At 60.4% G+C, this 22,441-nt stretch carries 25 protein-coding genes and 3 pseudogenes; 19 read left to right on the top strand and 9 right to left on the bottom strand.

Going from position 1 to position 22,441, the window contains the following annotated elements; genetic code table 11:
- The first annotated feature begins 9 nt into the window (after positions 1-9).
- The 13 genes and pseudogenes from OMP38_RS19240 to OMP38_RS19180 all read left to right on the top strand — a co-directional run bounded on the left by OMP38_RS19240 (position 10) and on the right by OMP38_RS19180 (position 9,714).
- Positions 10-600 carry a LysM peptidoglycan-binding domain-containing protein gene (locus OMP38_RS19240; RefSeq protein ID WP_277566530.1) on the top strand — a complete coding sequence of 197 codons (591 nt, stop codon included), beginning with the start codon at positions 10-12 and terminating at the stop codon, positions 598-600.
- Positions 597-1,568 carry an XkdQ/YqbQ family protein gene (locus OMP38_RS19235; protein WP_277566529.1) on the top strand — a complete coding sequence of 324 codons (972 nt, stop codon included), beginning with the start codon at positions 597-599 and terminating at the stop codon, positions 1,566-1,568. Before OMP38_RS19240 ends, OMP38_RS19235 begins: the two co-directional genes overlap by 4 nt.
- Positions 1,561-1,824 (top strand): hypothetical protein, encoded by a 264-nt coding sequence (locus tag OMP38_RS19230; RefSeq protein WP_420869676.1) that lies wholly within the window; start codon positions 1,561-1,563, stop codon positions 1,822-1,824. The genes OMP38_RS19235 and OMP38_RS19230 overlap by 8 nt, the downstream gene beginning before the upstream one ends.
- A pseudogene (locus OMP38_RS19225) lies at positions 1,817-2,276 on the top strand (DUF2634 domain-containing protein). Before OMP38_RS19230 ends, OMP38_RS19225 begins: the two are co-directional and overlap by 8 nt.
- A complete protein-coding gene (locus tag OMP38_RS19220) occupies positions 2,276-3,391 on the top strand; it encodes a baseplate J/gp47 family protein (RefSeq protein WP_277566873.1) in 1,116 nt (371 codons plus the stop codon). The pseudogene OMP38_RS19225 and the gene OMP38_RS19220 overlap by 1 nt, the downstream one beginning before the upstream one ends.
- On the top strand, positions 3,384-3,956 hold the full coding sequence (locus OMP38_RS19215; protein ID WP_277566528.1) for a YmfQ family protein: 573 nt from the start codon (positions 3,384-3,386) through the stop codon (positions 3,954-3,956). Before OMP38_RS19220 ends, OMP38_RS19215 begins: the two co-directional genes overlap by 8 nt.
- A gap of 20 nt (positions 3,957-3,976) precedes the next feature.
- A complete protein-coding gene (locus OMP38_RS19210; RefSeq protein ID WP_277566527.1) occupies positions 3,977-4,114 on the top strand; it encodes a hypothetical protein in 138 nt (45 codons plus the stop codon).
- 22 nt (positions 4,115-4,136) lie between these two features.
- The gene (locus OMP38_RS19205) at positions 4,137-5,060 is read left to right on the top strand and encodes a hypothetical protein (RefSeq protein ID WP_277566526.1); all 924 of its coding nucleotides are present in this window, start codon (positions 4,137-4,139) and stop codon (positions 5,058-5,060) included.
- 162 nt (positions 5,061-5,222) lie between these two features.
- The gene (locus OMP38_RS19200) at positions 5,223-5,693 is read left to right on the top strand and encodes a hypothetical protein (RefSeq protein ID WP_277566525.1); all 471 of its coding nucleotides are present in this window, start codon (positions 5,223-5,225) and stop codon (positions 5,691-5,693) included.
- Between the two features lie 133 nt (positions 5,694-5,826).
- Positions 5,827-6,321, top strand: a complete 495-nt coding sequence (locus OMP38_RS19195; RefSeq protein WP_277566524.1) for a phage holin family protein — start codon at positions 5,827-5,829, stop codon at positions 6,319-6,321.
- 494 nt (positions 6,322-6,815) lie between these two features.
- On the top strand, positions 6,816-7,613 hold the full coding sequence (locus tag OMP38_RS19190) for a DUF1906 domain-containing protein (protein WP_277566523.1): 798 nt from the start codon (positions 6,816-6,818) through the stop codon (positions 7,611-7,613).
- 131 nt (positions 7,614-7,744) lie between these two features.
- A complete protein-coding gene (locus OMP38_RS19185; RefSeq protein ID WP_277566522.1) occupies positions 7,745-8,764 on the top strand; it encodes an AI-2E family transporter in 1,020 nt (339 codons plus the stop codon).
- A 119-nt stretch (positions 8,765-8,883) separates the two neighbouring features.
- On the top strand, positions 8,884-9,714 hold the full coding sequence (locus OMP38_RS19180) for a hypothetical protein (protein WP_277566521.1): 831 nt from the start codon (positions 8,884-8,886) through the stop codon (positions 9,712-9,714).
- Between the two features lie 376 nt (positions 9,715-10,090).
- Here OMP38_RS19180 and OMP38_RS19175 read toward each other — a convergent pair whose 3' ends face one another.
- The 3 genes and pseudogenes from OMP38_RS19175 to OMP38_RS19165 form a co-directional block, all read right to left on the bottom strand.
- On the bottom strand, positions 10,091-10,720 hold the full coding sequence (locus OMP38_RS19175; RefSeq protein ID WP_277566520.1) for an NUDIX hydrolase: 630 nt from the start codon (positions 10,718-10,720) through the stop codon (positions 10,091-10,093).
- Positions 10,717-11,212: pseudogene (mscL, locus tag OMP38_RS19170) on the bottom strand (large conductance mechanosensitive channel protein MscL). The gene OMP38_RS19175 and the pseudogene mscL overlap by 4 nt, the downstream one beginning before the upstream one ends.
- 90 nt (positions 11,213-11,302) lie before the next feature.
- Complete coding sequence (locus OMP38_RS19165) at positions 11,303-11,617, bottom strand: hypothetical protein (RefSeq protein WP_277566519.1); 315 nt, start codon at positions 11,615-11,617, stop codon at positions 11,303-11,305.
- Here OMP38_RS19165 and OMP38_RS19160 point away from each other — a divergent pair.
- The 5 genes from OMP38_RS19160 (at position 11,616) to OMP38_RS19140 (ending at position 17,330) form a co-directional block, all read left to right on the top strand.
- The gene (locus OMP38_RS19160; RefSeq protein ID WP_277566518.1) at positions 11,616-13,100 is read left to right on the top strand and encodes an ATP-binding protein; all 1,485 of its coding nucleotides are present in this window, start codon (positions 11,616-11,618) and stop codon (positions 13,098-13,100) included. The genes OMP38_RS19165 and OMP38_RS19160 overlap by 2 nt on opposite strands.
- Positions 13,101-13,190: 90 nt before the next feature.
- The gene (locus OMP38_RS19155; RefSeq protein ID WP_277566517.1) at positions 13,191-14,156 is read left to right on the top strand and encodes a 2-hydroxyacid dehydrogenase; all 966 of its coding nucleotides are present in this window, start codon (positions 13,191-13,193) and stop codon (positions 14,154-14,156) included.
- A gap of 108 nt (positions 14,157-14,264) precedes the next feature.
- The gene (locus tag OMP38_RS19150) at positions 14,265-15,146 is read left to right on the top strand and encodes a hypothetical protein (RefSeq protein WP_277566516.1); all 882 of its coding nucleotides are present in this window, start codon (positions 14,265-14,267) and stop codon (positions 15,144-15,146) included.
- A gap of 115 nt (positions 15,147-15,261) precedes the next feature.
- Entirely contained in the window at positions 15,262-16,278 is a 1,017-nt protein-coding gene (locus tag OMP38_RS19145; protein ID WP_338130545.1) for a DNA alkylation repair protein, read from the top strand.
- Entirely contained in the window at positions 16,275-17,330 is a 1,056-nt protein-coding gene (locus OMP38_RS19140) for an FUSC family protein (protein WP_277566515.1), read from the top strand. Before OMP38_RS19145 ends, OMP38_RS19140 begins: the two co-directional genes overlap by 4 nt.
- 278 nt (positions 17,331-17,608) lie before the next feature.
- On the opposite strand, the gene OMP38_RS19135 is transcribed toward OMP38_RS19140, so the two are convergent.
- From OMP38_RS19135 to ilvA, 6 genes and pseudogenes are all read right to left on the bottom strand, one after another.
- On the bottom strand, positions 17,609-17,896 hold the full coding sequence (locus OMP38_RS19135) for a transposase (protein WP_277566514.1): 288 nt from the start codon (positions 17,894-17,896) through the stop codon (positions 17,609-17,611).
- 23 nt (positions 17,897-17,919) lie between these two features.
- Positions 17,920-18,063: a hypothetical protein gene (locus OMP38_RS19130; RefSeq protein ID WP_177244180.1), complete on the bottom strand. Its 144-nt coding sequence runs from the start codon at positions 18,061-18,063 to the stop codon at positions 17,920-17,922.
- 259 nt (positions 18,064-18,322) lie between these two features.
- On the bottom strand, positions 18,323-18,964 hold the full coding sequence (locus OMP38_RS19125) for a TVP38/TMEM64 family protein (RefSeq protein WP_277566513.1): 642 nt from the start codon (positions 18,962-18,964) through the stop codon (positions 18,323-18,325).
- Between the two features lie 3 nt (positions 18,965-18,967).
- Positions 18,968-19,969 (bottom strand): MFS transporter, encoded by a 1,002-nt coding sequence (locus OMP38_RS19120; protein ID WP_338130544.1) that lies wholly within the window; start codon positions 19,967-19,969, stop codon positions 18,968-18,970.
- Positions 19,920-20,168 (bottom strand): hypothetical protein, encoded by a 249-nt coding sequence (locus OMP38_RS34825; protein ID WP_338130543.1) that lies wholly within the window; start codon positions 20,166-20,168, stop codon positions 19,920-19,922. Before OMP38_RS34825 ends, OMP38_RS19120 begins: the two co-directional genes overlap by 50 nt.
- Positions 20,169-20,276: 108 nt before the next feature.
- Positions 20,277-21,558: pseudogene (gene ilvA / locus OMP38_RS19115) on the bottom strand (threonine ammonia-lyase IlvA).
- A gap of 207 nt (positions 21,559-21,765) precedes the next feature.
- On the opposite strand from ilvA, the gene OMP38_RS19110 reads away from it, so the two are divergent.
- Positions 21,766-22,338 (top strand): hypothetical protein, encoded by a 573-nt coding sequence (locus tag OMP38_RS19110; protein WP_277566512.1) that lies wholly within the window; start codon positions 21,766-21,768, stop codon positions 22,336-22,338.
- Positions 22,339-22,441: the final 103 nt, after the last annotated feature.

The raw sequence follows: 22,441 nt of genomic DNA, 5'->3' as shown, positions 1-22,441 counted from the left end.
GGGAGAAACGTGGAATTTTACCTGATCGACGCGGCGGGAAAGGACAAGTTCCGATTCCCCGTCAATCCGGAGGAAGTCTCGATCCGGCGCGAAAAGCAGCTCGAAACGGTCAATATCCTCTCGCTCGGCGAAGTGGATATGGCGCAGGAAGAGAAGCTGAAGGAGGTCTCATTCTCCTCCTTCTTTCCGGCGGACCAGGATCCGATCGGCTCGATGAACCTGCTCACGAGCTATATGGTCAGCAAGCAACCGGTGCGTCTCCTCATCACGGAGGCCGGTATTAACATACTCGGCTACATCTCCTCCCACGCGACCAGCTTGCGGGGCGGCGAGCCGGGCGACATTTACTTCGATCTCGCGATTCGCACTTGGCGTGAACCGAAGGTTCGGACTACGGCTTCGTCTGGCGCCACGATCCGAACGGACATGAAGCCGGTTCCGAAGACGTACGCGGTTCGCCAAGGCGACACGCTCTATGCCATCGCCAAGCGGGAACTCGGCAGCAGCGCGAGATGGAACGAGATTTACGCGAAAAACAAAGCGCTGATCGGCAACGACCCGGGCCTGATCCGTCCGGGGCAGAAGCTGGTGATGCCGTGAGCTACGAGGTGGTTTTGGATGGGAAGTATTATTTGGGCGACCTGGCGGAAGAAATCACGCTGGAAGATTCGCTGGAGGAGATCGCTTACCGGGCGAACATTCGCCTGACGGTTCAACCGGGACTGCCGGCGATCGCGCCGGGCCAAGAAATTCGCATCTCGGGCGTGCCTTACGGGGCATCCGGCATGGCCTATCTGCTTCATCCTGCGCTCGTGTGGGAGTGCGAGAGCGAGCGTTCGGCGGGCAGCGGCAAGCATTTGAACGTCACGGCTTACGACAGGACGCTGTATTTATCCAAATCCGAGGACGAACGGCTGATGCCGGACGGTCAGACGGCGGCGGAGCGGCTTGCATCCTACGCTTCAGGCTGGAACATTCCGCTCGCGACGCTGCCGGACACGAAGATCAAGCTCAAGCGCAGCGTGAAGCGCAGCCAATCGATTTTCAGCATGATCCTCGAGGATCTGAAGGAGACGGCGAGAAAGGGCGGCGATCTGTATCGTCCGCGCATGACGCCAAGCGGGTTGACGCTCGTTAAGCTGGGCGGCAATGAGGTCGTTTGGCAGTTGGAGTCGCTGGAATCGGTCAGTCAGAAACGAACGCTCGAGGGGGCCGTCACGCAAGTGAAGGTACTGGGCAGCGAGGGAAGCGAGACGAAGCTGTCTCCCGTGCTGGCGATCGTCAAAGGCGAGATCGACAAGTACGGCACGCTGCAAAAGGTGCTGCAGGACTGCGCGATCGAGACGCCCGCCCAGGCGCGCAAGGCCGCGGAGCCGTTGCTGCTAGGTTTGCAGGAAACGATGTCGGTAACGGCGCTCGATATCAACCTGATTCGGGCGGGAGACATGGTCGAGCTGGACGGACAGCGCCTGTTCGTGACGTCCGTCCGGCATCAGCTGGGCGAGCCGGGGCACATGCAGCTGGAGCTGGCTCGCGAAGCCAAGGTGAGGAGGGATTATTGTGGCTGATCCTTACAAACAGCTGGCCTCCGCGCTGGAGAGCCGCATGAATCGGGTGGCGGCCAAGCAAGTCGCGGGCGTGCCCGCGGAGCTGGGGACGATGACGGGAGCCGGCTTGAAGCTGGATTCTTTTAAATATGAAATGCCGGATTATTTGCAGGCGGAGGGCCTGCAGCTGATGCCGGGGGACCGGGTGCTCGCGATCCCGGTTGCGGGCGGCAGTCAGGCCATCGTCGTGTGCAAGGTGGTGAGCGCGGGTGGCTAATTTATTTCCGGCGGCGACGATCGGTGCGGAAGTGCTGCCGGACGAGACAGAGGCTTTTAGCGCATCGTTTGGTCGAAGCTGGCGGTTCGATTTTGATGCGGGGGGAGTTCGTGCTGACGCCTACAGGGAAAATCGCGGAGGCTTCGGCAGATGCCGAGGCATGGCTTGAATGGTGCCGCAAAGCGCTCGCTACCGAGCGGTACAGGCATCTCGTTTATTCACGGCTATATGGGCAGGAGTTCGAGTCGCTCATCGGGCTTGGACTGTCCCGTGCTGCCGTTGAGAGCGAGATCGCGCGCATCGCCTCGGAGACGCTGCTGGCCGATCCGCGGACGGCGCGCGTTGGAGGATTTGTTTTTACATGGCAAGGCGATGCCTGCAGCTTCGCCTGCTCGGTGACCAGCGTGCGGGACGAAGCGGGAACGATTGAGGGAAGCGTGGTGAGCTTGTGATGACGGCGTTGCCGGATTATTTGACGGAGCAAAAGGAAGAGCGCATTCTGGCGCGCATGCTGGGACGGATCCCGACGGACGTAGACAAGGCTGAGGGTTCGTATATTTGGGACGCGCTCGCGCCTGCGGCGTACGAGCTGTTCTTGTCTGCGGGCTGGGCGCAGGAGGTGCTGCGGCGCGGATTCGCGACGACGACATTCGGCGCTTACCTGGATCTCAGGTGCGGCGAGCATGGCGTAGAGCGTCGTCCGGCGGAGCGGGCAACGGGAAAGGTGACGTTCGCGGGCGCGTCGGGCGTCGTGGTGCCGGCGGGCACCCGCGTGGCCACGGCAGCGGATGCCGTCACGTCGACGCCGTCGGTGGAGTTCGAGACGGTTGAGACGGTGACGATCGGAGGCGTCGGGCTGGTCGAAGCGGGCGTGACGGCCGTCGAGGCTGGCGTTTCGGGCAACATCGCGGCCGGGGCGATCGCGGTGCTGGTCGAACCGGTGCCGGGCGTAACGGGTATCGCAAACGCCGCGGCGATGAGCGGTGGCGCCGAGACTGAGAGCGACGCGTCGCTGCTGGAACGTTATCTGCTCAAGGTGCGCAATCCGGGTACGAGCGGCAATCGGGCGGATTATCTGCAGTGGGCGCTCGAGACGGACGGCGTGGGCGGCGCGCAGGTGCATCCGCTGTGGAACGGGCCGGGCACGGTGAAGGTTTATGTGCTGAACCAGGAAAAGCGCGCGGCTTCCGCTGCGATCGTGGCTGCAGTGCAGGATGTGATCGCGCCGGGGACGGCGGGCACGGGAGCGGGCAAGGCGCCGATCGGAGCGAGCGTGGTCGTGGCTGCGCCGATCGAGCTGCCGATTGTCATCGGCGTTAAGTTGACGCTTCGCGTCGGCTGGACGCTCGCGCAGGCGGTGTCGGGCATTCAAGAGACGCTGACGGCGTATTTGAAGTCGCTTGCCTTTGCCGATTCCGTCGTTCGTTATTCGAAAGTAAACAGCCTGCTGCTCGACGTTCCAGCCATCGTGGATCTCTCGGATTTGACCATGAATGGCGGCATCTCCAACGTAACGGTCGGGATCGGTCAGGTCGCGGTGCCCGGGGCGGTGAACGCGAGTGTCTGAGGCGGTAACGATCACGAGCGCACGGGGACAGGTGATGCTCGGCTATTTGCCGGGTTACTATGCTCCTTCGCGAGTCATGTGCTCGCTGATGGAAGCGGAGGGAACAGAGCTAGATCTGCTCCAGCGCGCGCTGGACGAGACGCTGACACAGTTTTTCGTAGACACGGCGACGTGGGGCTTGGATCGCTGGGAGAGCGACCTGGGCATCGCGACGGATCCGTCTAAACCGCTGGACCAACGGCGCAGCCTGGTGAAGTCCAAGCTTCGCGGGACCGGGACGGTGACGGTCGCGTTAATGCGCAGCGTAGCGGAGTCGTTCGATAACGGCGCGATCGAGGTGACGCAGCAGCCGTCGCTTTACACGGTGACGATCCGGTTCGTCGATACGGTCGGGCGGCCGCCTAACCTGGACGATATCAAGGACGCCTTGAACGCGATCGTGCCCGCGCATCTGGCCGTGTCGTATTCGTTCAGGTACTTGACCGTTAACGAGGTTAACGGGCTGACGATCAATCAAATGCAGAGTCATCCGCTGACGGACTTCGCGCCGTTCTTGGATGCATAGGAAAGGGGGCGGCTTATCGCATGGCTATTTTCACGAGCATATTGAACTTGCTGAAGAAGAACCCGGCGACGGACGGCGCGGATACGTTCAATATCCAGACGATGCTGAACGACAACTGGGATAAGATTGACGCGGCCTTGGCGCTGAAGGGGGGCTAACGGGAGTGTTCGCGCGGCGACGGTGAGCAACACGACGCTGTCGGGCTTGCAGACGGTGGATGGCGTTTCGCTGGCCGCGGGCGATCGCGTGCTGGTCAAAGACCAGACGACGGGCAGCCAGAACGGGATCTACGTGGCAGCCTCCGGCGCCTGGGCGCGGGCGGCTGACGCGGATGCGTCCGTGAAGTTGGCCGCCGGGGTGTCATTGTACGTACGGGAAGGGACGATCAACGCGGGCAAAAGCTTTGTGCTGAGTAATGCGGGGGCGTTGACGTTAGGGACGACGGCGTTGACGTTCGCGCAACTGAGCGGCGCAGGTGCGGCAAGTGACGCCGTGATCGGGAACCGCACGGCAACCGACAGCGCGACGCCTGCGATGTCCGGTACGCTGACGGGGCTATTGTCCAGTCTCTTTACCTTGGTCAAAGGGATTACCGGCAAATCGAGCGCCCTGACCGGTCCGGCGATCACGCTGGAGGCAACGAAGTCGCACGTGGACGCGGGCATGGCTCATGGCGCCGTATCCGCGCCGACGGCGTCGACGATGATGGCGCGCGACAGCGCCGGCCGTGCGCAGGTGGCGGCGCCGTCCGCGGCGGCGGACGTGGCGAGAAAAGATACCGTCGACGCAGCGATCGCGACCGCGGCATTAGATGCGACAGCTAAGGCAAACGCCGTTCAAAGCAATTTGACGACTCATATTTCTAGCAACTCCCATATTCCGTACGCAGTCGCCACGGGTTCCGCTAATGCATATTCCGTTACGATTTCTCCCGAGCCGTCTTCTCTCGCAGCCGGAGTCGCGCTCGCGGTTCAGATCAATGTCGCCAATACTGGCGCATCCACGATTAATGTCAACGGCTTAGGCGCAAAGAGCATTCTGACGTCCAAAGGTGCCGCATTGACTTCGGGGGAAGATGGTAGCGAATGGTATCTATACGCTTAGGTATAACGGCACAGCTTTTATATTACAGGGTGAAGGGGGGGGGAGTATGGAACAGCTACTAATGCCCAAGTTCTGTCCGGGTTTACTATTGGTACAGAGGCGGGTATCGCAACTGGATCGATGCCAAACAGGTCAGGAATTCAGCTGGGAGCAAGTGCAGTCTTGAGCGATGGTGGCGGTGGAATATTACTGACTCCCCTGGCGGGTTATTATGATGGCTCGACGAGCAAGTCAACAGCATGGGATCCAAACTTTATTCCAACCAACATCATGAGTGGTAAGACTATTTTTGGGTTAACAGGAACGGCGATCCAGGGCAAACGATATGCCGCAGGCACAGCTTCTACACATACATCTGTAATTTTTACCCGAATTGATGGTACCCTGCAGAATATGGCCAAGCTGGATGTAACCGGTCTCAATTTCACGCCACGGGCAGTCATTATTTATGATCAGAATGGATATTTTTGTACCGCATTGCAAACAGATGCGCCGGTATATTCAGGCAATCAAGTATTCCTTGCCTCTGGAACTTACATGCTGCTTATAAGTCCCGCTTCAGTTTTCGCAGGTGGTTTTTCACTACCAGTGAGTCAATGGGACATTTTGTATTATTGGTATGCGTTTGAATAAGAAGTGGATCAAAGATCTTAAATGTAGAGATTTATTTCGGCCAGCGACTGGGAATGTAATAACAACATGCAATTTACCCCCAAAATTTCAGCCGCTGTGAATTATAAAAATTTTTTCTTGAGGGGGGGGCGAAATGGAACAACTGAAACAACTACTATCCAACGCCTGGTGTGCGGCCGCAGCTGGTGGCAAGGAGGCATTCGCGGGCGGAATGGGGGCGGCTATCGGCATGCTTCTCACTTCTATTTTAGGCGGATGGGACAAAGCGCTTGAAGTGCTGTTTACGCTCATTGTCTTGGATTACGTTAGTGGTGTCACTGGTGCGGTTAAAAATCACAATTTGAACTCGGACAAACTCTACTGGGGAGGCATTCGGAAAATCGTCGTTCTGGCGGTAGTCGCGCTTGCGGCCCAACTTGACAACTGGTTACAGCCGGGTGTGCCACTGTTTCGGACCGCAGCAATCTACTTCTATGTCGGGAGAGAGGGTCTCAGCCTGGTTGAGAACTTCGGCGCACTGGGCGTCACGCTGCCTGTCACCATTACGAAGCGGCTGGAACAGTTTAATCAAAAGGGAGAGGATTCGACGGTCAACCCTATAAGGGAAAATGGTACCAACGGAAAATGATGAATATAACTCTTCTGAGCATTTGTTGTAACTACTTGTAGTACGATTGCCAGAAAAGTTTAAGGAGCGGACCCCACGGCTTCGGACAAGCACTATTTTGAGAAAGACTTTTTTAGAAGAAAGAGGAGGTGGCGGTAGACAGCTCTATATCGGCAGAATCACGCTTACAAAGCCGGTAGCCCGATCCCCCAAGAATATTCCCTTCACAATAGCGGTGGATGAGGCAGGAGCGATCTCCCTCAGTTTACAGGCGTCGTCTACGCATATGTTTACTCTTCCGAATGCTTACGCGCTCGGCAGCACAAATGTCGGAGGTGCATCGATGACACTCCGCGAAGTGGAATCGCATCGTAGTAGAACATGTTTGAAGCCGTTTCTCGCATTAGGACAAGTGCCGTGCCACCAACGCTTGTCCCCGAATAAAATACAACAACCACGACCTCATCATTTCTTCCTCACAGTCTTTTAACACTCCCAAGAAAGGAGCCACCCCCATGGCCAAAGGCATCGACAAAGCCACGCCCGTCACGGCCGCCCAGGCCAAGTCGTTCGCGTCCGCAGGCTACGCCTTCGCAGCGCGTTACCTGGTGCCGCCGTCGTACGGCTGGAAGCGGATGACCGCGGACGAGGCGAAGCTGATCACGGCGGCGGGCATGCGGATCGTCTCGGTGTACGAGACGACGGCGAATCGCGCGGCGAGCGGGGCGGACGCGGGGCGCGACGACGGGCTTGCCGCCAACGCGGAGGCGCTTGCCGTCGGGCAGCCGAAGGGCACCGTGATCTACTTCGCGGTGGACTACGATGCGCAGTCGAAGGATTTCGACGCCATCGAGGCGTACCTGAAGGCGGCGGCCAAGCAGATAGCGGGCTACGAGACGGGCGTCTACGGCTCTTATGCGGTCGTCGAGGAGATGGCGAAGCGCGGCGCTTGCGCGCATTTCTGGCAGACGTACGCGTGGAGCCGGGGCAAACGCAGCGATAAAGCGAACATTTTCCAATACAAGATCGACACGACGGTATCCGGCATCCCGCTGGACTTGAACGAGTCCTACGGCAACGAAGGCTGGTGGGACACGAATCCGAGCAAGAATCCGGGCACAAATCCGGACACGAATCCGAACACGAGTCCCGAGCACGACGAGGAGGAGATCACGATGAAGCCGGAGGACGCGGAGAAGATCATCAAGTTCCTGTCCGCAGCATGGTTCGCGGCGACGACGAAGACGGATAAGGCGGAGTTCAACCGCCTGGCCAACGAGGTTCGTAAAGCTGCGGGCATGCCGACCGAGTAAGAAGGAGTTTCCCGCCGGCCGACGAAGGTTATATCTTATTATAACTTTCCGAAGGTCGGTGGGCTGCATGCCTCAAGGCAAGTACTTCAGGATCGGCTACGGCATCATTGTCGTGCTGGTGATCGTCTTTTTTGGCTTCCAAGGTCAGGTTCATTTTTAACCCGCTCGTGACGGTGCTCGAGGTGCTGCTGCTGCCGATGCTGCTGTCCGCGATCATGTACTATTTGCTGCGGCCGGTCGTCGTTGTATTGGAAAAAAGGGGCCTCACCAAGCCGATGGCGATCGCGATCGTGTACTTGGCGCTGGCTGCGTTGTTCACCTTTTTCATCATGCTGGTCGGCCCGATCATCCGCGATCAGATCGACAGTCTCATCGACAGCGTGCCGCAGCTCGTCCAGCTCGCGCAGGATCAAGTGAACAAGCTGCAGGAGTACGAATGGGCGACCAAGTATCTGAATGATCCGAAGTTCGATCTGACGTCGCGCATCCCGGATCTGGTGAACGGCGTCATTTCCAACACGGGCAATGCCTTCAACAAGATCATGGGCTGGATCTCGCAGTTCGTGCTGCTGCTCTCTACGGTTCCTTTTATCGCGTACTATATGCTCAAGACCGGCTACAAGGTACCGGACTATGTCGTAAAGATCGTGCCCGACAAGCACGACGATCAAGCCAAGTCGATCATGATGGAAATGGACAAGGCGCTCAGCGCCTACATACAAGGCAAGATTCTGGTGAGCGTCGGCCTCGGCATCATGATGCTGACCGGCTACCTCATCATCGGACTCAAATACGCGCTGCTGCTCGCGATCGTCTTCACGTTTCTCAACGTCATCCCGTATGTCGGCGTGCTCATCGGCTCGGTGCCGAGCGTCATCGTCGCCTTCATTGATTCGCCGTGGAAGGTCGTCTGGACGATCGTCGTCATCGTGATCGCGCAGCAGATCGAGGACCGGCTGTTGTCGCCGCAGATCATGGGCAAGAAGCTCGACATCCATCCGCTCACCATCATCATCGTGCTGCTCATCGTGGGGAGCTTGTTCGGCTTGCTGGGCATGTTCCTGGCCGTGCCGGGCTATGCAGTGCTGAAGGTCATCGTGACGCATCTCTACCAGATCTATCGCCTGCGGAAAATCGAGATTATCGAGTGAGGCATGAATCGTCCCGTTCACCGGATTCACCTTAAGCCCAATCCCGTGCATACAATGACTGCAAACAGGCGAATGCCCTGAGCCGTTTCGGCTGGAGGCATAGGGGAGGCTGGACGGTAATGCCGACGATAGCGAACTTTCCGGAGGATCTGCTGGAAGAACATAAGAATTGGCACCATGCGCATCACGTAGACGATCCGTCGCAGCTGCGTCCGGGATACGGCTCGCAGTTCCTTCAGTTTCACCGCGGATTCATCCGCAGGGCGCTGGATTGGTACGGCCGGCAAAGTTACGATTCGTCCTTGGTCGCGCCCTGGCAGCGCGTGCCCGAAGAGATCCGGCAGGCGCCGTGCTACGATCGGTCCGCGGAGGCAAGGATTCTTATGCAGCCGCAGACGTTTCGGACGGCCGACGAGCTGGGACTGTTCATCGAGGGCTCCGGCCTTCACGGGTGTATTCACGAGACGGCGGCGGCCGTATTCAACGAGCCTGATCTCAACGACTTCGACGTCGCCCCGCGCAACACGGTGTTCTACAACATCCACGGCATGATCGACGGATGGTACCGCAACTGGGAAGCGGCGGGCCGCGTCAATCAAGGCATGCTGGAATGGGGAGGTCGCTTCGCGGCGGGTGCGGGCGAACGGGGCGACTCGGCCGAGACGGAGGAAATGCTCCGGTACGTGCCGGAGAGTGGGCGCTGGTGGCTAGGCGGTGTTCCGGAAGGGAACTCGGCGCGAGGAAAGTTCCTCCCTCTGAACTGGCGGCTTGTCGGGGAAAACGGCGTGCTCGGCGCGAAGCCAGACGCGCGTTTCCTGCGGGTATGGGATACGGACGGGGACGGCCGGAGCGAGGTGCTGTATTACAGCTTGCCCGACGGGAAATGGTGGGAAGGCAAGCTGAGCTCCGGCAAGCTGAACTGGCAGGAAATTAAGCGGTCGTTAGCGTGATGAAAAGCGCAGCCCCGGAACGAGTCGGTTCCGGGGCTGCGCTTTGTTTGTGCTCGATTAGGGAAAGAAGTCCCAACTGAAACTACCTGAACGTGCCTTGCCGTTCTATGGATTGAAGTAGTCCTAATGGGGACTACCTGAGTCGGCATTGTCGCCTGAGGGCTTGAAGAAGTCCCAGTTGGGACTTCTTGAGTCGGCATTGCCGCCCAATCGTTTGAAATAGTCTTCGTCGGGACTTTCCGAGCCGGCATTGCCGAGGAAGGCTTGAAGTAGTCTTCGCTGGGACTATCTGAGCGGCATCGCCACCTGATGGATTGAAATAGTCCCATCTGGAACTTCCTGACCGCACCACGCTGCCCGATGACCTGAAGTAGTCCTAACTAGAACTACTGCCTTCCATCAACAAGAGGCCGAGGCCGGCCAGCTCTTCACGCTGCAGCCGGAAGGTTTCCGGCCCACGGTCCGTCACGTAGCCGTACACCTCGCTAACCTCGCGGTCGATGTACCTTACGCCCTGGGCGAAACCTTCGTCCTGCTCGCGAAACGTGCCGAGCGGCGCCAAATCCTCGAGCGAGACGCGAAGCCCCAGCTCCTCCTGCAGCTCGCGGACCGCGTCCCGCACCGTCTCGCCGGCGGACAGATGCCCGGCCGCCGTGATGTCGAAGCGGTCGGGATTGGTGTCCTTGTCCCGGCTGCGGCGCTGGAACAGAATGCGAGCCCGGCCGTCCTCGCCGCGGCGCGCGAGCCAGCAGTGGAACGTATGATGCCACAGCCCGCGGGCATGCGCCTCCGAACGCGTTGCCGTGCCGATCGGCCGGTCCAGTTCATCGTAAATATCGAACCGCTCCTCCGGCTTATGCTTTGCGCTGTTACCCATCTCCCCGCCGCCGCTCACTTCCTCCTTGCTTCCCATCTCCTCGTCGCAGCTCACTTGTTCCTTGCTTCCAGTCTCCTCGCCGTCGCTCGCTTGTTTCTCGCCGTCGCTCGCTTGTTCCTCGCCGCTCATGCGCTTGCCGTTGCCTCAAGCTCCGACGTGCAGTGCGCGCAGCGCACCGCCTTGATCGGCACGACGGACAGGCAGTACGGGCATTCCTTCGACGACGGTTCGGCGAGCGGCTCGTCCTTTTTTGCGGCCCTCGGTCAGCTTGTTGATGACCTTCACCAGCATGAATACGCAGAAGGCGATGATGAGGAAGTTGATGAGGATATTAATGAATTGCCCGTAAGCGATGACCGGCGCGCCGGCTGCGCGGACTTCTTCAAGCGAATGCTCGTTAATAGGCACTTTAGGAGATTCCTTGTAATCGCCGATTTTCCAGAACAAATCCTTAAAATCCACGCCCCCCAGCAGCCGCCCGATCGGCGGCATGACGATATCGTTGACGAGCGAGGTGACGATCTGTCCGAACGCGCCGCCGATGATGACGCCGACCGCCAGGTCGATGACATTGCCGCGCATCGCGAACGTCTTGAACTCTCCTGCCATTTTTCTTAACATTTCATGCAAAACCTCCATTTTTTTTAAGTTGGAAAAAGTAGGATTTTCTTAAAACTTGTCGAAGTCTATCACAAAGCATTCACATCTCCATCACATCTTCGACTGCGGGGGATCAACACGATGTACGATTCCGAGACGTCCTGGAAGATCGGTCTTCTGCTGTTGGCGCTGATTATCAGCATAATCGCATCCTACACCATGTTCAACTTCACAGGCAATCTCCAGCGCAAAGACAATCACTTCCGCGTATTTTGGCTGTCGGGCGGAGCCTTTGTATTCGGCATCGGGATGTGGGTCAAGCAATTTCTGACTACGCTGGCATGGGACCAGACGATCGTTTTCACATGGGCGGCCGTCGTTTCGCTGCTGTTCACGATCTTTTTTCAGTTCGATGGCTTTTGTCATGCTCGCTTTTCAAAATACGATCCGATACCGATTGGCCGCCGGCAGCTTCATCCTGGCCTTCGGCGTCGCCTTCATGAGCTACTTCGGCGAATTGGGGGAGGCCGTATCGGAGATCCGCACGGCGACGGTCTACATCGTGCTCGGCGTCCTCTTACTGTTCAGCGGGATCTATGCGGCGCTTCGCCTCTCGGAATGGCCCGGGGAGCGGAATAAATGGCTGGCGAGCCTGACGCTGGGGATGGCCGTATTCGTCGAGAGCCAGATCTCGAAGCAAGCGATGCTGCTGCAATATCGGGACAGCGCCGCGTACGCGTCCGCCGACCGGCTGCAGGAGGATATTTACCGGCTGTCGATCATTATCGGCATCGGCATGCTGCTTATTTTGACTTCGACGCTGTTTACCTGGTATATCGACAAGCGCATGAATCATATGGATGAACGGTACAAGCTGCTCGTCGAAAACTCGCTGGACACGATCGCCATTTTCAAAAAGGATAAATGGGTGTTCGTGAACGAAGCGGGACTTCGAATGTTCGACGCGACCGAGCCGGACGAGCTGCTGGGTTCTTCCATCTTCGCGTATCTGCTGCCCCAGGACCACGACAGGGTGCGGGAACGCATGCACAATCTCGCCCTGACAGGCAACAGCGGCCCGCTCGAGCAGGAGTGGGTCACGCTCAAGGGGCGGACGCTCAATACGGAGATCGTCGAGTTGATGACCTCGATCGAGAACGAGCCCGCCCTGCAGATCATCATCCGCGACATCTCCGAACGCAAAAAAAACGAAGAGCTGCTGATCAACTCGGAAAAGCTGTACGTAGCGGGTCAACTGGCGGCCGGCATCGCGCACGAGATTCGCAATCCGCTGACGTCGCTGAAGGGATTTCTTCAACTGCTTTCTTCGGGAAGAAAAAACAACGGCACGTACTACGACATCATGAAGTCGGAGCTCACCCGCATCGAAAATATCGTCAGCGAGATGCTCATGCTGTCCAAGCCTCAGGTGTATGAGCTGTCTTACCACGATATCCGGCACGTCATGCGCGAGACCGTCACGCTGCTCGAGACGCAGGCGATCCTGCACAGCATTCAGATCGAGAGAGACTTCGGTCCGGATCCGCTCTGGATCTACGGCGTCGAGAGCCAGATCAAGCAAGTGTTCATCAACGTCATCAAAAACGCGATCGAAGCGATGACGGACGGCGGCGCGATCCACGTCCATATGAAGCGAATCGACAATTCGGTGCGCATCCGCATCATGGACGAAGGGCCCGGCATCGAGGACAGCCAGCTCGCCAAGATGGGGCAGCCGTTCTACACGACCAAGGACAAAGGGACGGGACTCGGACTGATGGTCAGCTACAAGATCGTGGACAACCATCAAGGCAAGATACAAGTTTACAGCCAGCTCGGGAGCGGCACGACCTTCGAGATCTTGCTGCCGTTCCGTTATCCGGACACCGCGCCGGTCAAGACCGGATGACGCAAGAGCGTCCGCAATCGCCTTTCGAGGAGGGATGAATGGGGTTATAACTAAGAGAATCCAAGTGAACCTGAAAGGGAGGCAGCGATCATGTCCCACCACTCGAAGGCCGTCATCATCACGGCTAGAGGCAGAAGCACCTTTACGGAAGCCCAAGCCGCGCGGCTGGAAAAGACGGCCGATGTCCGGTTCCTCCCGGCGGAGGGGCCGATTCCGCCCGACGACCTCGTCGACATGCTCAAGGAGGCGGACGTGTGCGGGCTGACGCCGCGTTCCGTACCGTCGATCGACGGCTCTTGGCTGTCCCGTCTGCCAAGGCTCCGAGGCATCGCCGTGTTCGCGACCGGCGTGGACTATATCGATACCGACTGGCTGCGCGCCCGCGGCATCGCACTCAGCCATCTGCCCGAGTACTCGGCGGATTCGGTGGCCGAGCACGCGCTCGGCATGATGCTGACGATGTCCAGGCGCATCCACCTGAGCCAGGATCGCGTGCGCGGTCGCGTGCCGCCCGGCACGAGCGTGCTCGGGTTCGAGCTGCGCGGCAAAACGCTCGGCATCGTCGGGCTCGGCCGGATCGGCACGCGCGTCGCGGAGCTGGCCGCCGCCTTCGGGATGCGCGTGCTGGCATGCGACCCTCGCGGGAAAAACGCGGCGGGCGTCCGCCTGGTCGGCCTCGACGAGCTGCTCGCCTCCAGCGACATTGTCAGCTTACATATGCCTGCGCAATGGCAAGGGCCTGCCGCCTTCGGCGAGGCGGAGCTTGCCCGCATCAAGAGCGGCGCGACGCTAATTAACGTATCGCGCTGCGCGCTGGTCGATCCCTACGCCGTGGTGCACGCGATCGAGGAAGGCCGTCTGCGCGGCTATGCGGTGGACGATCTGTTTCCGATCGCGGACAAGGACGATCGCGCGGCGAAGCAGATCGCCGAAGGCCGGCTGCTGCAGACGGGGCATACGGCCTGGTATTCCGTCGAAGTGCTCGAGCGGGGTTACGATACGTGGGTAGACAATATTTGCGGGCTCGCGACCGGGGAGCCGCTGAATCTGGTATAAGGCAGGGCGCATGATGCAGCTGAAAATGAACCTGAGAAGGAGGTCGGCGCATGCGAGCGTCTGAGAGAGAGGCGAGCGGTTCGGGCGGCGTGGCGGCAGGGGGGGCAGTTGCCGTCTGCCGGAAAAAGGCTGCTGGTGGCGCTATGGCTGGCCGTCTTGCTGTTCACGGTCGGCATGATCGCAGCCGGTTGGCCGCGATATTGGATTTACGTCGCCGCGGAGACGACGCCGCAGGGTTGGCTCGAGAGCGTGCTGCTCGTGCTGGCCGCGGCGGTGGCGGCGCTGAACGCCTTCGCGGCGTCGCTAGAAAGAGGGAACGGGAGCGCGTTCGGCGGGCGTAGCCGCGAAGCAGGGAATAGTGCGCTAGATAGCAATGAAGCCAGGAAGACAGCGCAAGACAGTCATCATGAAGCGGGGGGAGATGGCGCCGGATGCGCTATCGAGCGGACGGAGAAGGCGCGGCGGATCTCTTCCCGCCGCGCGATCCGGGACAGGCGCCGCCCGTTTGTCCGCATGGATCGCGAGGCATGGCGCCTGGGGCTGGACGATCACGGCCGCGGCCTTCGCCTGGCTGGCGCTCGACGAGCGGTTCGCGCTGCACGAGCGGCTGCGGGACCGCTACTTGAAGCAGACGGGCATCCGGCTGTTGCCCTGGATGGAAGCGGGCGATTGGCTCATCCCGTTGTACGCGGTTTGCGGGCTGGCGGCGGTATGGGCGTTGTGGCGCCTGCTTGGCAAGGGCAGGGCCGCGCGCGTTTTTTCGCGGCGGGACTCGTGCTTGCTTTTTGCGCCGTCTCGATGGACACGATCGACATCCGCAGCCTGGGCAAGAGCAGCGAACGGCTGCTGCAGACGATCGAGGAATGCCTGGAGACCGCCGCGATGACGGCGTTCGCGTCGGCGTTCCTGTCCGTGCTGACCGGCCGGCTGTCCGCATGGTATAATAAAGCTTCGATTCGGCGGGACATACGGGATGGAGACGCCAGATAGAGGAGGAGTTTTATCGTGGCGGAGCCGCTTAAAAATATGTACGACGAAGCTTTTTTTAAGAGAATTCGGGGCTCGGGTCACCCGTGCGTGGCAGCCGTTCGACACGGATCGCTTCGTGCGCCTCTCGCTCGCGGAAGGGTGGGAAGCGCTCGCTCTCAAGGCGCGCATTCGCCGCATCTCCCTGTCGCTTGGCGCCGTGCTGCCGGATGACTACGAGCGTGCGCTTGATATCTTGGAGGGGATAGCCGACGAATGCCGCGGCTTTCCTTATTTGTTTTTCCCCGACTTCGTCGAGTCGTTCGGGCTATCCCACTGGGACAGGTCCGTGCGCGCGCTCGCGCTGTTCACGCGGTCGTCGTCCGCCGAATTCGCGGTACGTCCCTTTATCAAGCTGGATTGTGCGCGCATGATGGCGCAGATGCGGGCATGGAGCGCCGATCCGGATGAGCACGTGCGCAGGCTCGCCAGCGAGGGCTGCCGTCCGCGGCTGCCGTGGGCGGACGCGCTGCCGGCGTTCAAGCGGGATCCGTCGCCGATCCTGCCGATCCTGGAGGCGCTGAAGGCCGACCCGTCCGAGTACGTGCGCCGCAGCGTCGCCAACAACCTGAACGACATCTCCAAGGACCATCCCGGTCTGGTGATGGAGCTGGCGGCCCGCTGGCACGGGGCCGATCCGCAGACGGACGCGCTGCTGCGCCATGCCTGCCGCGGACTGATCCGGGGCCGGGCCGACGAAGACGCGATGCGTCTGTTCGGACTGCTGCCCGCGCCGGAGGCGGTCGTGCGCGCATGGTCCGTCTCGCCGGAGGCAGCCGCGATCGGGGACGCCGTGATGATCGCCTATTCGGTGGAGCTGCTGTTGCCCGAAGCGGAATCGCGCAAGCTGAGGCTCGAGCTCGCGGTGACCTATCCGCGCAGCGCCGAGGGGAGCGGCTACCGCAAGCTGTTCAGGCTGGCTGAGCGACAGGTTGCGGGCGGCGGTGCGTTAGAAGGGACGAGGAAACTCTCCTTTAAGGACCTGTCCACCAGACGCCACTATCCGGGAACGCACACGCTCGCCCTCGTCGTCAACGGGAAAGAAACCGCGACGACCGCGGTGGTGCTGGAGGCTGCAAAGGAGGCGGCGCCTTGACGATCGGAGCCCGCGTATTCAAGACCGGCCTGTCCGTAGCGATCGCGCTCTGGATCGGCAGCCTCATCGGTCTGAAGCTGCCGCTCATCGCGGCGATCGCCTCGGTCGTGATGATCCAGCCTTCGATTTACCGCAGCTGGGTTCAAGTGCTCCAACAGCTGCAGAGCAACGTGCTCGGCGCCGCCGCGGCGATCGCCGCGGTGTGGCTGGTCGGCAGCAGCCCGCTGTCTATCGGCATCGTCAGCGTCCTGATGATCCTGCTTTGCATTCGCCTTCGCGCCGAGGAGACGATCGGCCTCACCGTCGTGACCGTCGTCGTCCTGATGGAGGCGCACGGCCTCGGCTGGCCGCTGGTCATGGACCGGCTGGCGGCGCTGCTGACGGGCATCGTCACGGCCTTCGTCGTCAACATCGCGATCGCGCCGCCGCGCCATCGCGGCCGGTTCGTCGCCCAGGTGAAAAAGTCGCAGACGCTGCTGTCGCTGCTGCTGCGGACGGCCGTGTCCAACGAGCTTCGCGAGAACGTGTTCAACCGGGAGCTATCGGGGTTGAAGGGACAGCTTCGCAAGCTCGAAGACGCCTATGACCTGTATGCCGAGGAGCGGGTCGTCCGCAAGGCGTCCCGGGCGGACCGCGCTCGCCTGCTGGTCGTGTACCAAGGCATGCTGAACGCGCTGGAGCGGGGCGTCACGCTGATCGAGGCGGTGGAAGTACACTACTTTGCCGCGGCTGCGGACGGGGCGTGGCGTCGCGAGATTGACGGTCACATCGAGTCGCTCTGCGCCTATCACGAGCATTTGATGTGGAAATGGGACGGGCTGCTAAAGCCCGGCGCCTCTGCCTCCGCGCCTCCGCCCGAGTCGTCCGCGCTCCTGGAGAGCATCGCATGCTCGGCGGAGATGGAGCGCGCGGACAAGACGCGCCTGGCCGTCGTCGCTTCGGCGATCTACGCCTATGAGGAGCGGCTGCGCCGGCTCGACAAGCTGATCGAGCATTGGCTGGACCGCAGAGACGGCTCGACGGAGGACTCGGAGCGGCTGCTGGGACTGTAGCAGCGCGCACGACTAGCGGTAGTTACGCGGAAAAACCGCGTATCTGTGTGAGAAATGTTGCTCGGAGGACGGTGTTACGCGGAGAAACCGTGTAACTATGGAGCAAGCATCACGCAGTGTTCGCCATCATTTTATCGTGCGTTGCCGATAAGCGCGAAAGGGCACTATCGCCGCCTTGTTCGCCGACCGAGCGGCCGCATTCGTTGGCCTAGCGGCCGAATCTCGCTTCAATCAAAAAATCGGCGATCGCCACCCGACTGGGGGGCGATCGCCGATTTTCATGTGGAACCTTTGGAACCCCGGTCCACCTGTCTGCGCGGATGTTCGATTTTTTCCTGCTTGTTGATATCCTTTTCCTTAGGGACCAGGCGCGGGTCCGTCTCGCCGTCGTGGTGGTTGTCGTATACCGCCTCGACCCATTCCCATTCCGTGCTGCCGACCATCGGGTCGGACGGATATTCGTCCCCGCGTTCGAGCTTCAGCTCGCGTCCCCACTCGTCGCGGTAGATGCCGTCGGATTCGACCTTATCGCCCGATAACGGCAGCATTTCGTTATTTTCGCTCATCTGAAGACACCGCCTCGCTAGAATTACTTGCCGTGCTTGCGCATGGCGGAATGGTCGGATTCGGATTGGAGGCGGCTGGCCGCGTCTTTGCCGGAGCCCGTTCTATCGGCTTTGGACTGCGCTTTTCTGGCCTCGATCTGAGCGCCTGACGGTTGTTCGCCGGACATGGCGATCCCTCCTTCCGGTGATATCGTCGACTCCCGGATAGGTTGCCACGCGCACGGCGTCCTTATGCCGGGCGTTCAGCATAAGGACGCCCGGCATAAGGACGCCCGGCATAAGGACGCCCGGCATAAGGACGCCCGGCATAAGGACGCCGCGCTATCGGCGACTTTTGGCATCTGAAGCCAGGCTCTGTGCCAAGCTCCATGCCGGCCTCGGATGCCAATGTCGGTCCGCCCGCGACCCGCAGCGCGGCGCGACAACTCAGCCCACGTACCGGCCCTCGAGCCTTTTGCCCGCTAACCACAGCGCGGCGAGGATGACGGCGGCGACGAGCAGCCGCCACGGCTGGTGGACGAGCGCATTCAGATCGTGGCCAAGAAAGCAGAGCGTGAAGATCATCACCGCTTTGCCCATGATGATGGCGGTGACGAACGTATGCGTGGGAATTTTGGAGATGCCCGATGCGATATTAACGACGGCTGAGGGGGAGAACGGCAGGCAGGACAGAATAAAAATCGGCGTGAACCCTTTGCGCTCCACCCAAGAGAAGAGGCGCTCCATGCGGGGCAGTCGCTTGCGGATGCGCTCGCCGTAGCGGGAGCCGAAGCGACGGGCGAGCATGAAGACGAGGATCGCGCCGCAGCTGGCGCCGATCCAGGAATAAAGGAAGCCAAGCCATAGTCCGTAGGACAAGGCATTGCCCACTACGATGACGATGAGCGGCAAAAAAGGCAGCAGCGACTCGGCCAGGGGCAGCAAGATTCCCGGCAGCGGCCCGAGAGCCGAATAGCGGTCGAGCAGCGCCTGGATATCGTCCAGACTCATGCCTTTTAGATAAGTCATCCACTCCTGCCAGCGCGTGGCGGCAAATGCGGCGATTCTGTCGGACAATAGCTGAAGCATAGATTACCTCACATGCGCTGTGCGGGCTTTTCCCCGCGGAACAGGCGGAATGGGAACAGCAGGTAGATGACGCCGATGACCGCGAAGATAACCGCCGTGCTGAGCACGACGGACGGCTCGCCGAAGCCCGTGGCCGCGAAGCCTCCGATGATCGGGCCGAGGAGGCCGCCGACGCCTTCGACGGCGGAGAGTACGCCCCAGCCGAGACCCTTTTTGATCGGGCGGCACGTAAGCCGCGAGCAACGCGTTCCATGCGGGCAGCACGGCCGCGTAGGACAACCCGAGCGTGACGGCCCATACAAAGGCGAGCACGGTCACGGGTCCGAGCGTCAAGCCGTAGAGCGCCACGCCGAACAGGATGAAGCCGACGACCAGAAACCACTTTTTCCCCAGCCGGTCCGACAGCCTGCCCATCGGGATCAGCCCGAGCGCGGTGAAGCCGCCGCCGGCAAGCAGGAGCAGCGTATATTGCCAGGAAGCCATCCCGAGATGATCTTTTACGAAGCTGGGCAGGATCGGTTGCAGCATGCCGGCCGCCAGCGTCTGCAGGATCATGCCGGGCAGCAGCAGGCGCATGTCCTTTAAGTGCGTGCCGAGCACGGCCAATTGCTTGCGAAAAGGCACGGCAGCCACGTCGGCGTGCGCTTCCTTCGGTATCATCAGAGAGAGCAGCCAAGCGCCGGCGGATACGAGCACCATGATCCAGTAACTCGCTATCTCGCTGTGGACGAGCACCAGATTAAGGACGACGGGACCGGAGCCGAGGCCGACGAGCCAGATCATGTACAAGAAGCCCATCTGGGCGCCGCGGCTTTCCTCCTTGACCTTGGTCAGGCAATAAATCCAGATCGGCGAGATGCCGAGTCCGTACAGTCCCGCGGCCGAGATGAAGATCCAGGGCACGTCCGCCCAACCGATTAGCGCCATCCCGGCCAGGGAGGCGAGCAAGCCGATATTAATGATCTTTTTTGACGTGAAACCGGTGGACGAGGTAACCCATCCCAAGTTTAAGCGCCGTATCGATCAAGTAATGCGCCGTAATGGCCGCGCCGATGACGTCCAAGTCCAGTCCGAGCGTCTCCTTGCCGTAGATGGGCAAAAAGCCGATGAGCGCCGCGCCCCGCACGAACTCCACCAGATACAGGATGATGGCCAGCAGCGATATTTCTTTGGTAAACATCGATTTGATCGAAGCCGTCTTCAACGGAATTCTCCTTTGAAGCCCTCTGGCGCACAAGCGGCGGGCGGGATGCATGACCTCACCATTATAGCCATAATTTGCATGCGATCAAAGTCGCGTTGCGGTCTCCGGTCAGATCAGCAGGTTGAACAGCAGCGGATCTTTGTTCAGCTCCATATACCGGAACCCTTTATGGTTCATGCGCTCGACCAGAGGGCCGTAGTCGTCCGGACTCTTGAGCTCGATGCCCACGAGCGCGGGGCCGTTCTCCTTATTATGCTTTTTCGTATATTCGAATTGAACGATGTCGTCGTCCGGCCCGAGCACGTCGTCCAGGAACTCCCTGAGCGCGCCGGAGCGCTGCGGGAAGTTGACCATGAAGTAATGCTTGAGTCCTTCGTAGATCATCGAGCGTTCCTTGATCTCCTGCATCCGGTCGACATCGTTGTTGCCGCCGCTAACGACGCAGACGACGCTGAGGCCGGCCAGCCGTTCCGCAAGCATAGGCAAGGCAGCGACGGTCAGCGCGCCGGCAGGTTCGGCGACGATCGCATGCTCGTTGTACAGCTCGAGGATCGTCGTGCATACCCGCCCTTCCGGCACGACGATCACTTCGTCGAGCAGGTCTCGGCACAGCGCATACGTGAGATCGCCGACTCGCTTGACGGCGGCGCCGTCCACGAACTTGTCGATCTCTTCGAGCGGTACGACCTCGCCGCGTTCCATCGCGGCCAGCATCGAGGGAGCGCCTTCGGGCTCGACGCCGATGATGCGCGTATTCGGGCTGACGGCTTTGACGTAGGCGGCGACGCCCGCGGCGAGCCCGCCTCCGCCGACCGTCACGAGCAGCACGTCGACCGGTTCCTTGCAAGCCTCCATGATCTCTTTACCCACCGTTCCGTTGCCTGCGATGATGCGCGCATCGTCGAAAGGGTGCACGAAGGTCATGCCCGTCTCGCGCACCGCCCGCTGGGCTTCGGCATAGGCGTCGTCGAACGTATCGCCGATGAGTCTGACCTCGACTTTGTCCCCGCCGAACAGCTCGACCTGTCCGATCTTCTGGCGCGGCGTCGTCGCGGGCATGTAGATGATGCCCGGAATGTCGAGCGCGGCGCAGGAATAGGCGACCCCCCTGCGCGTGATTGCCGGCGCTCGCGCAAATGACGCCGCGTTCGCGCTCTTCCGTCGGCAGGCCGGAGATCAGGTTGTAGGCGCCGCGAATCTTGAAGGAGCGCACGACCTGCTGGTCCTCGCGCTTCAGATGGATCCGGCAGCCGTGCTTGGCCGACAGCCGCTGGTTGAACTGCAGCGGAGTGGGGGACACGACGCCGCGAAGCGTATGGGCCGCGAACAGAATATCCTCCATTCTGATGGAGGCAGGTGCGCTGCGGGGTAATGAGTCTGACAAGGTCATCATCTTCCTTCCTGATCCTAAATGAATAGCCGCCCCCGAAGGGACGGCTGGCTGTGGCGCGGGCAGGGCGTCAGATCCGCGCGGCGATCGAACCCTGTCCGACGTTTGAATTACTAATGTTATACTCTTAAGAAGGGATACAAGTCAATTCGCGCGCGGGATGCGCGCTCTTGCTTGCGCGAGGATCAGTCCAAAGGAGGCTTTCCGTTGAAAAAACTGCTGTTCGCGTTCATTGCCCTCGTCGTGCTGATCGCCGTGGGAAGCGTCATATTATATCAATTGATCAAGCCCGCCGAGCGTCTGGACCTGGCCTACGAGCCGGTCAAACTCGAGAGCAAGGCCTTGCAGATGTTCAGGGACCTGTCGACGGAGCTCGTGCTGTCCGAGACCGACGTCAACAATCTGGCCAAGGAATCGATCGCGCGCAACCCGATGTACGGTCCGGACGTGCTGATCACGGGCGCCAGGTTCCGCTTGCTCGCGGAAGATCGTCTGGCTGCGGACGTCAACTTGAAGATCAAGGATCGGATTCCCGTCGGGTTGACCATCGTATACCGGTTGAAGTGGGTTTCGCCCAATCTGACGGCGGAGGTTCAGGAGGCTTCGATCAGGGGCGTGCCGTTGCCCGCGGACCGGTTCGACGACGTCGTCATCCCGCTGGGGGCGGAGCTGCCGAAGGTCGTGCGAATCAAGGACGTTTCTTCGGACGCGGACGGCCTTAAGGTTTCTTTTCGCATGCCTTCCGCAAACGAGCTTCGCGAGTTGATCGGCGGCCTTTAATCAGGCCGTCGACCGTCCGGGGGAAACAGGTCAAAGATTGAACGGACCGCCGAATCAAGCTATAATCGAGATCATAAGCGGTATTAAATAATGAATCGACGCA

Origin of the sequence: Cohnella ginsengisoli (genome assembly GCF_029525555.1) — a bacterium.
In the GTDB taxonomy this organism is placed as follows: Bacteria; Bacillota; Bacilli; order Paenibacillales; family Paenibacillaceae; genus Cohnella; species Cohnella ginsengisoli.
Note: the sequence above shows the minus strand (reverse complement) of the source record. Positions and strands in the feature narration are given on the sequence as shown.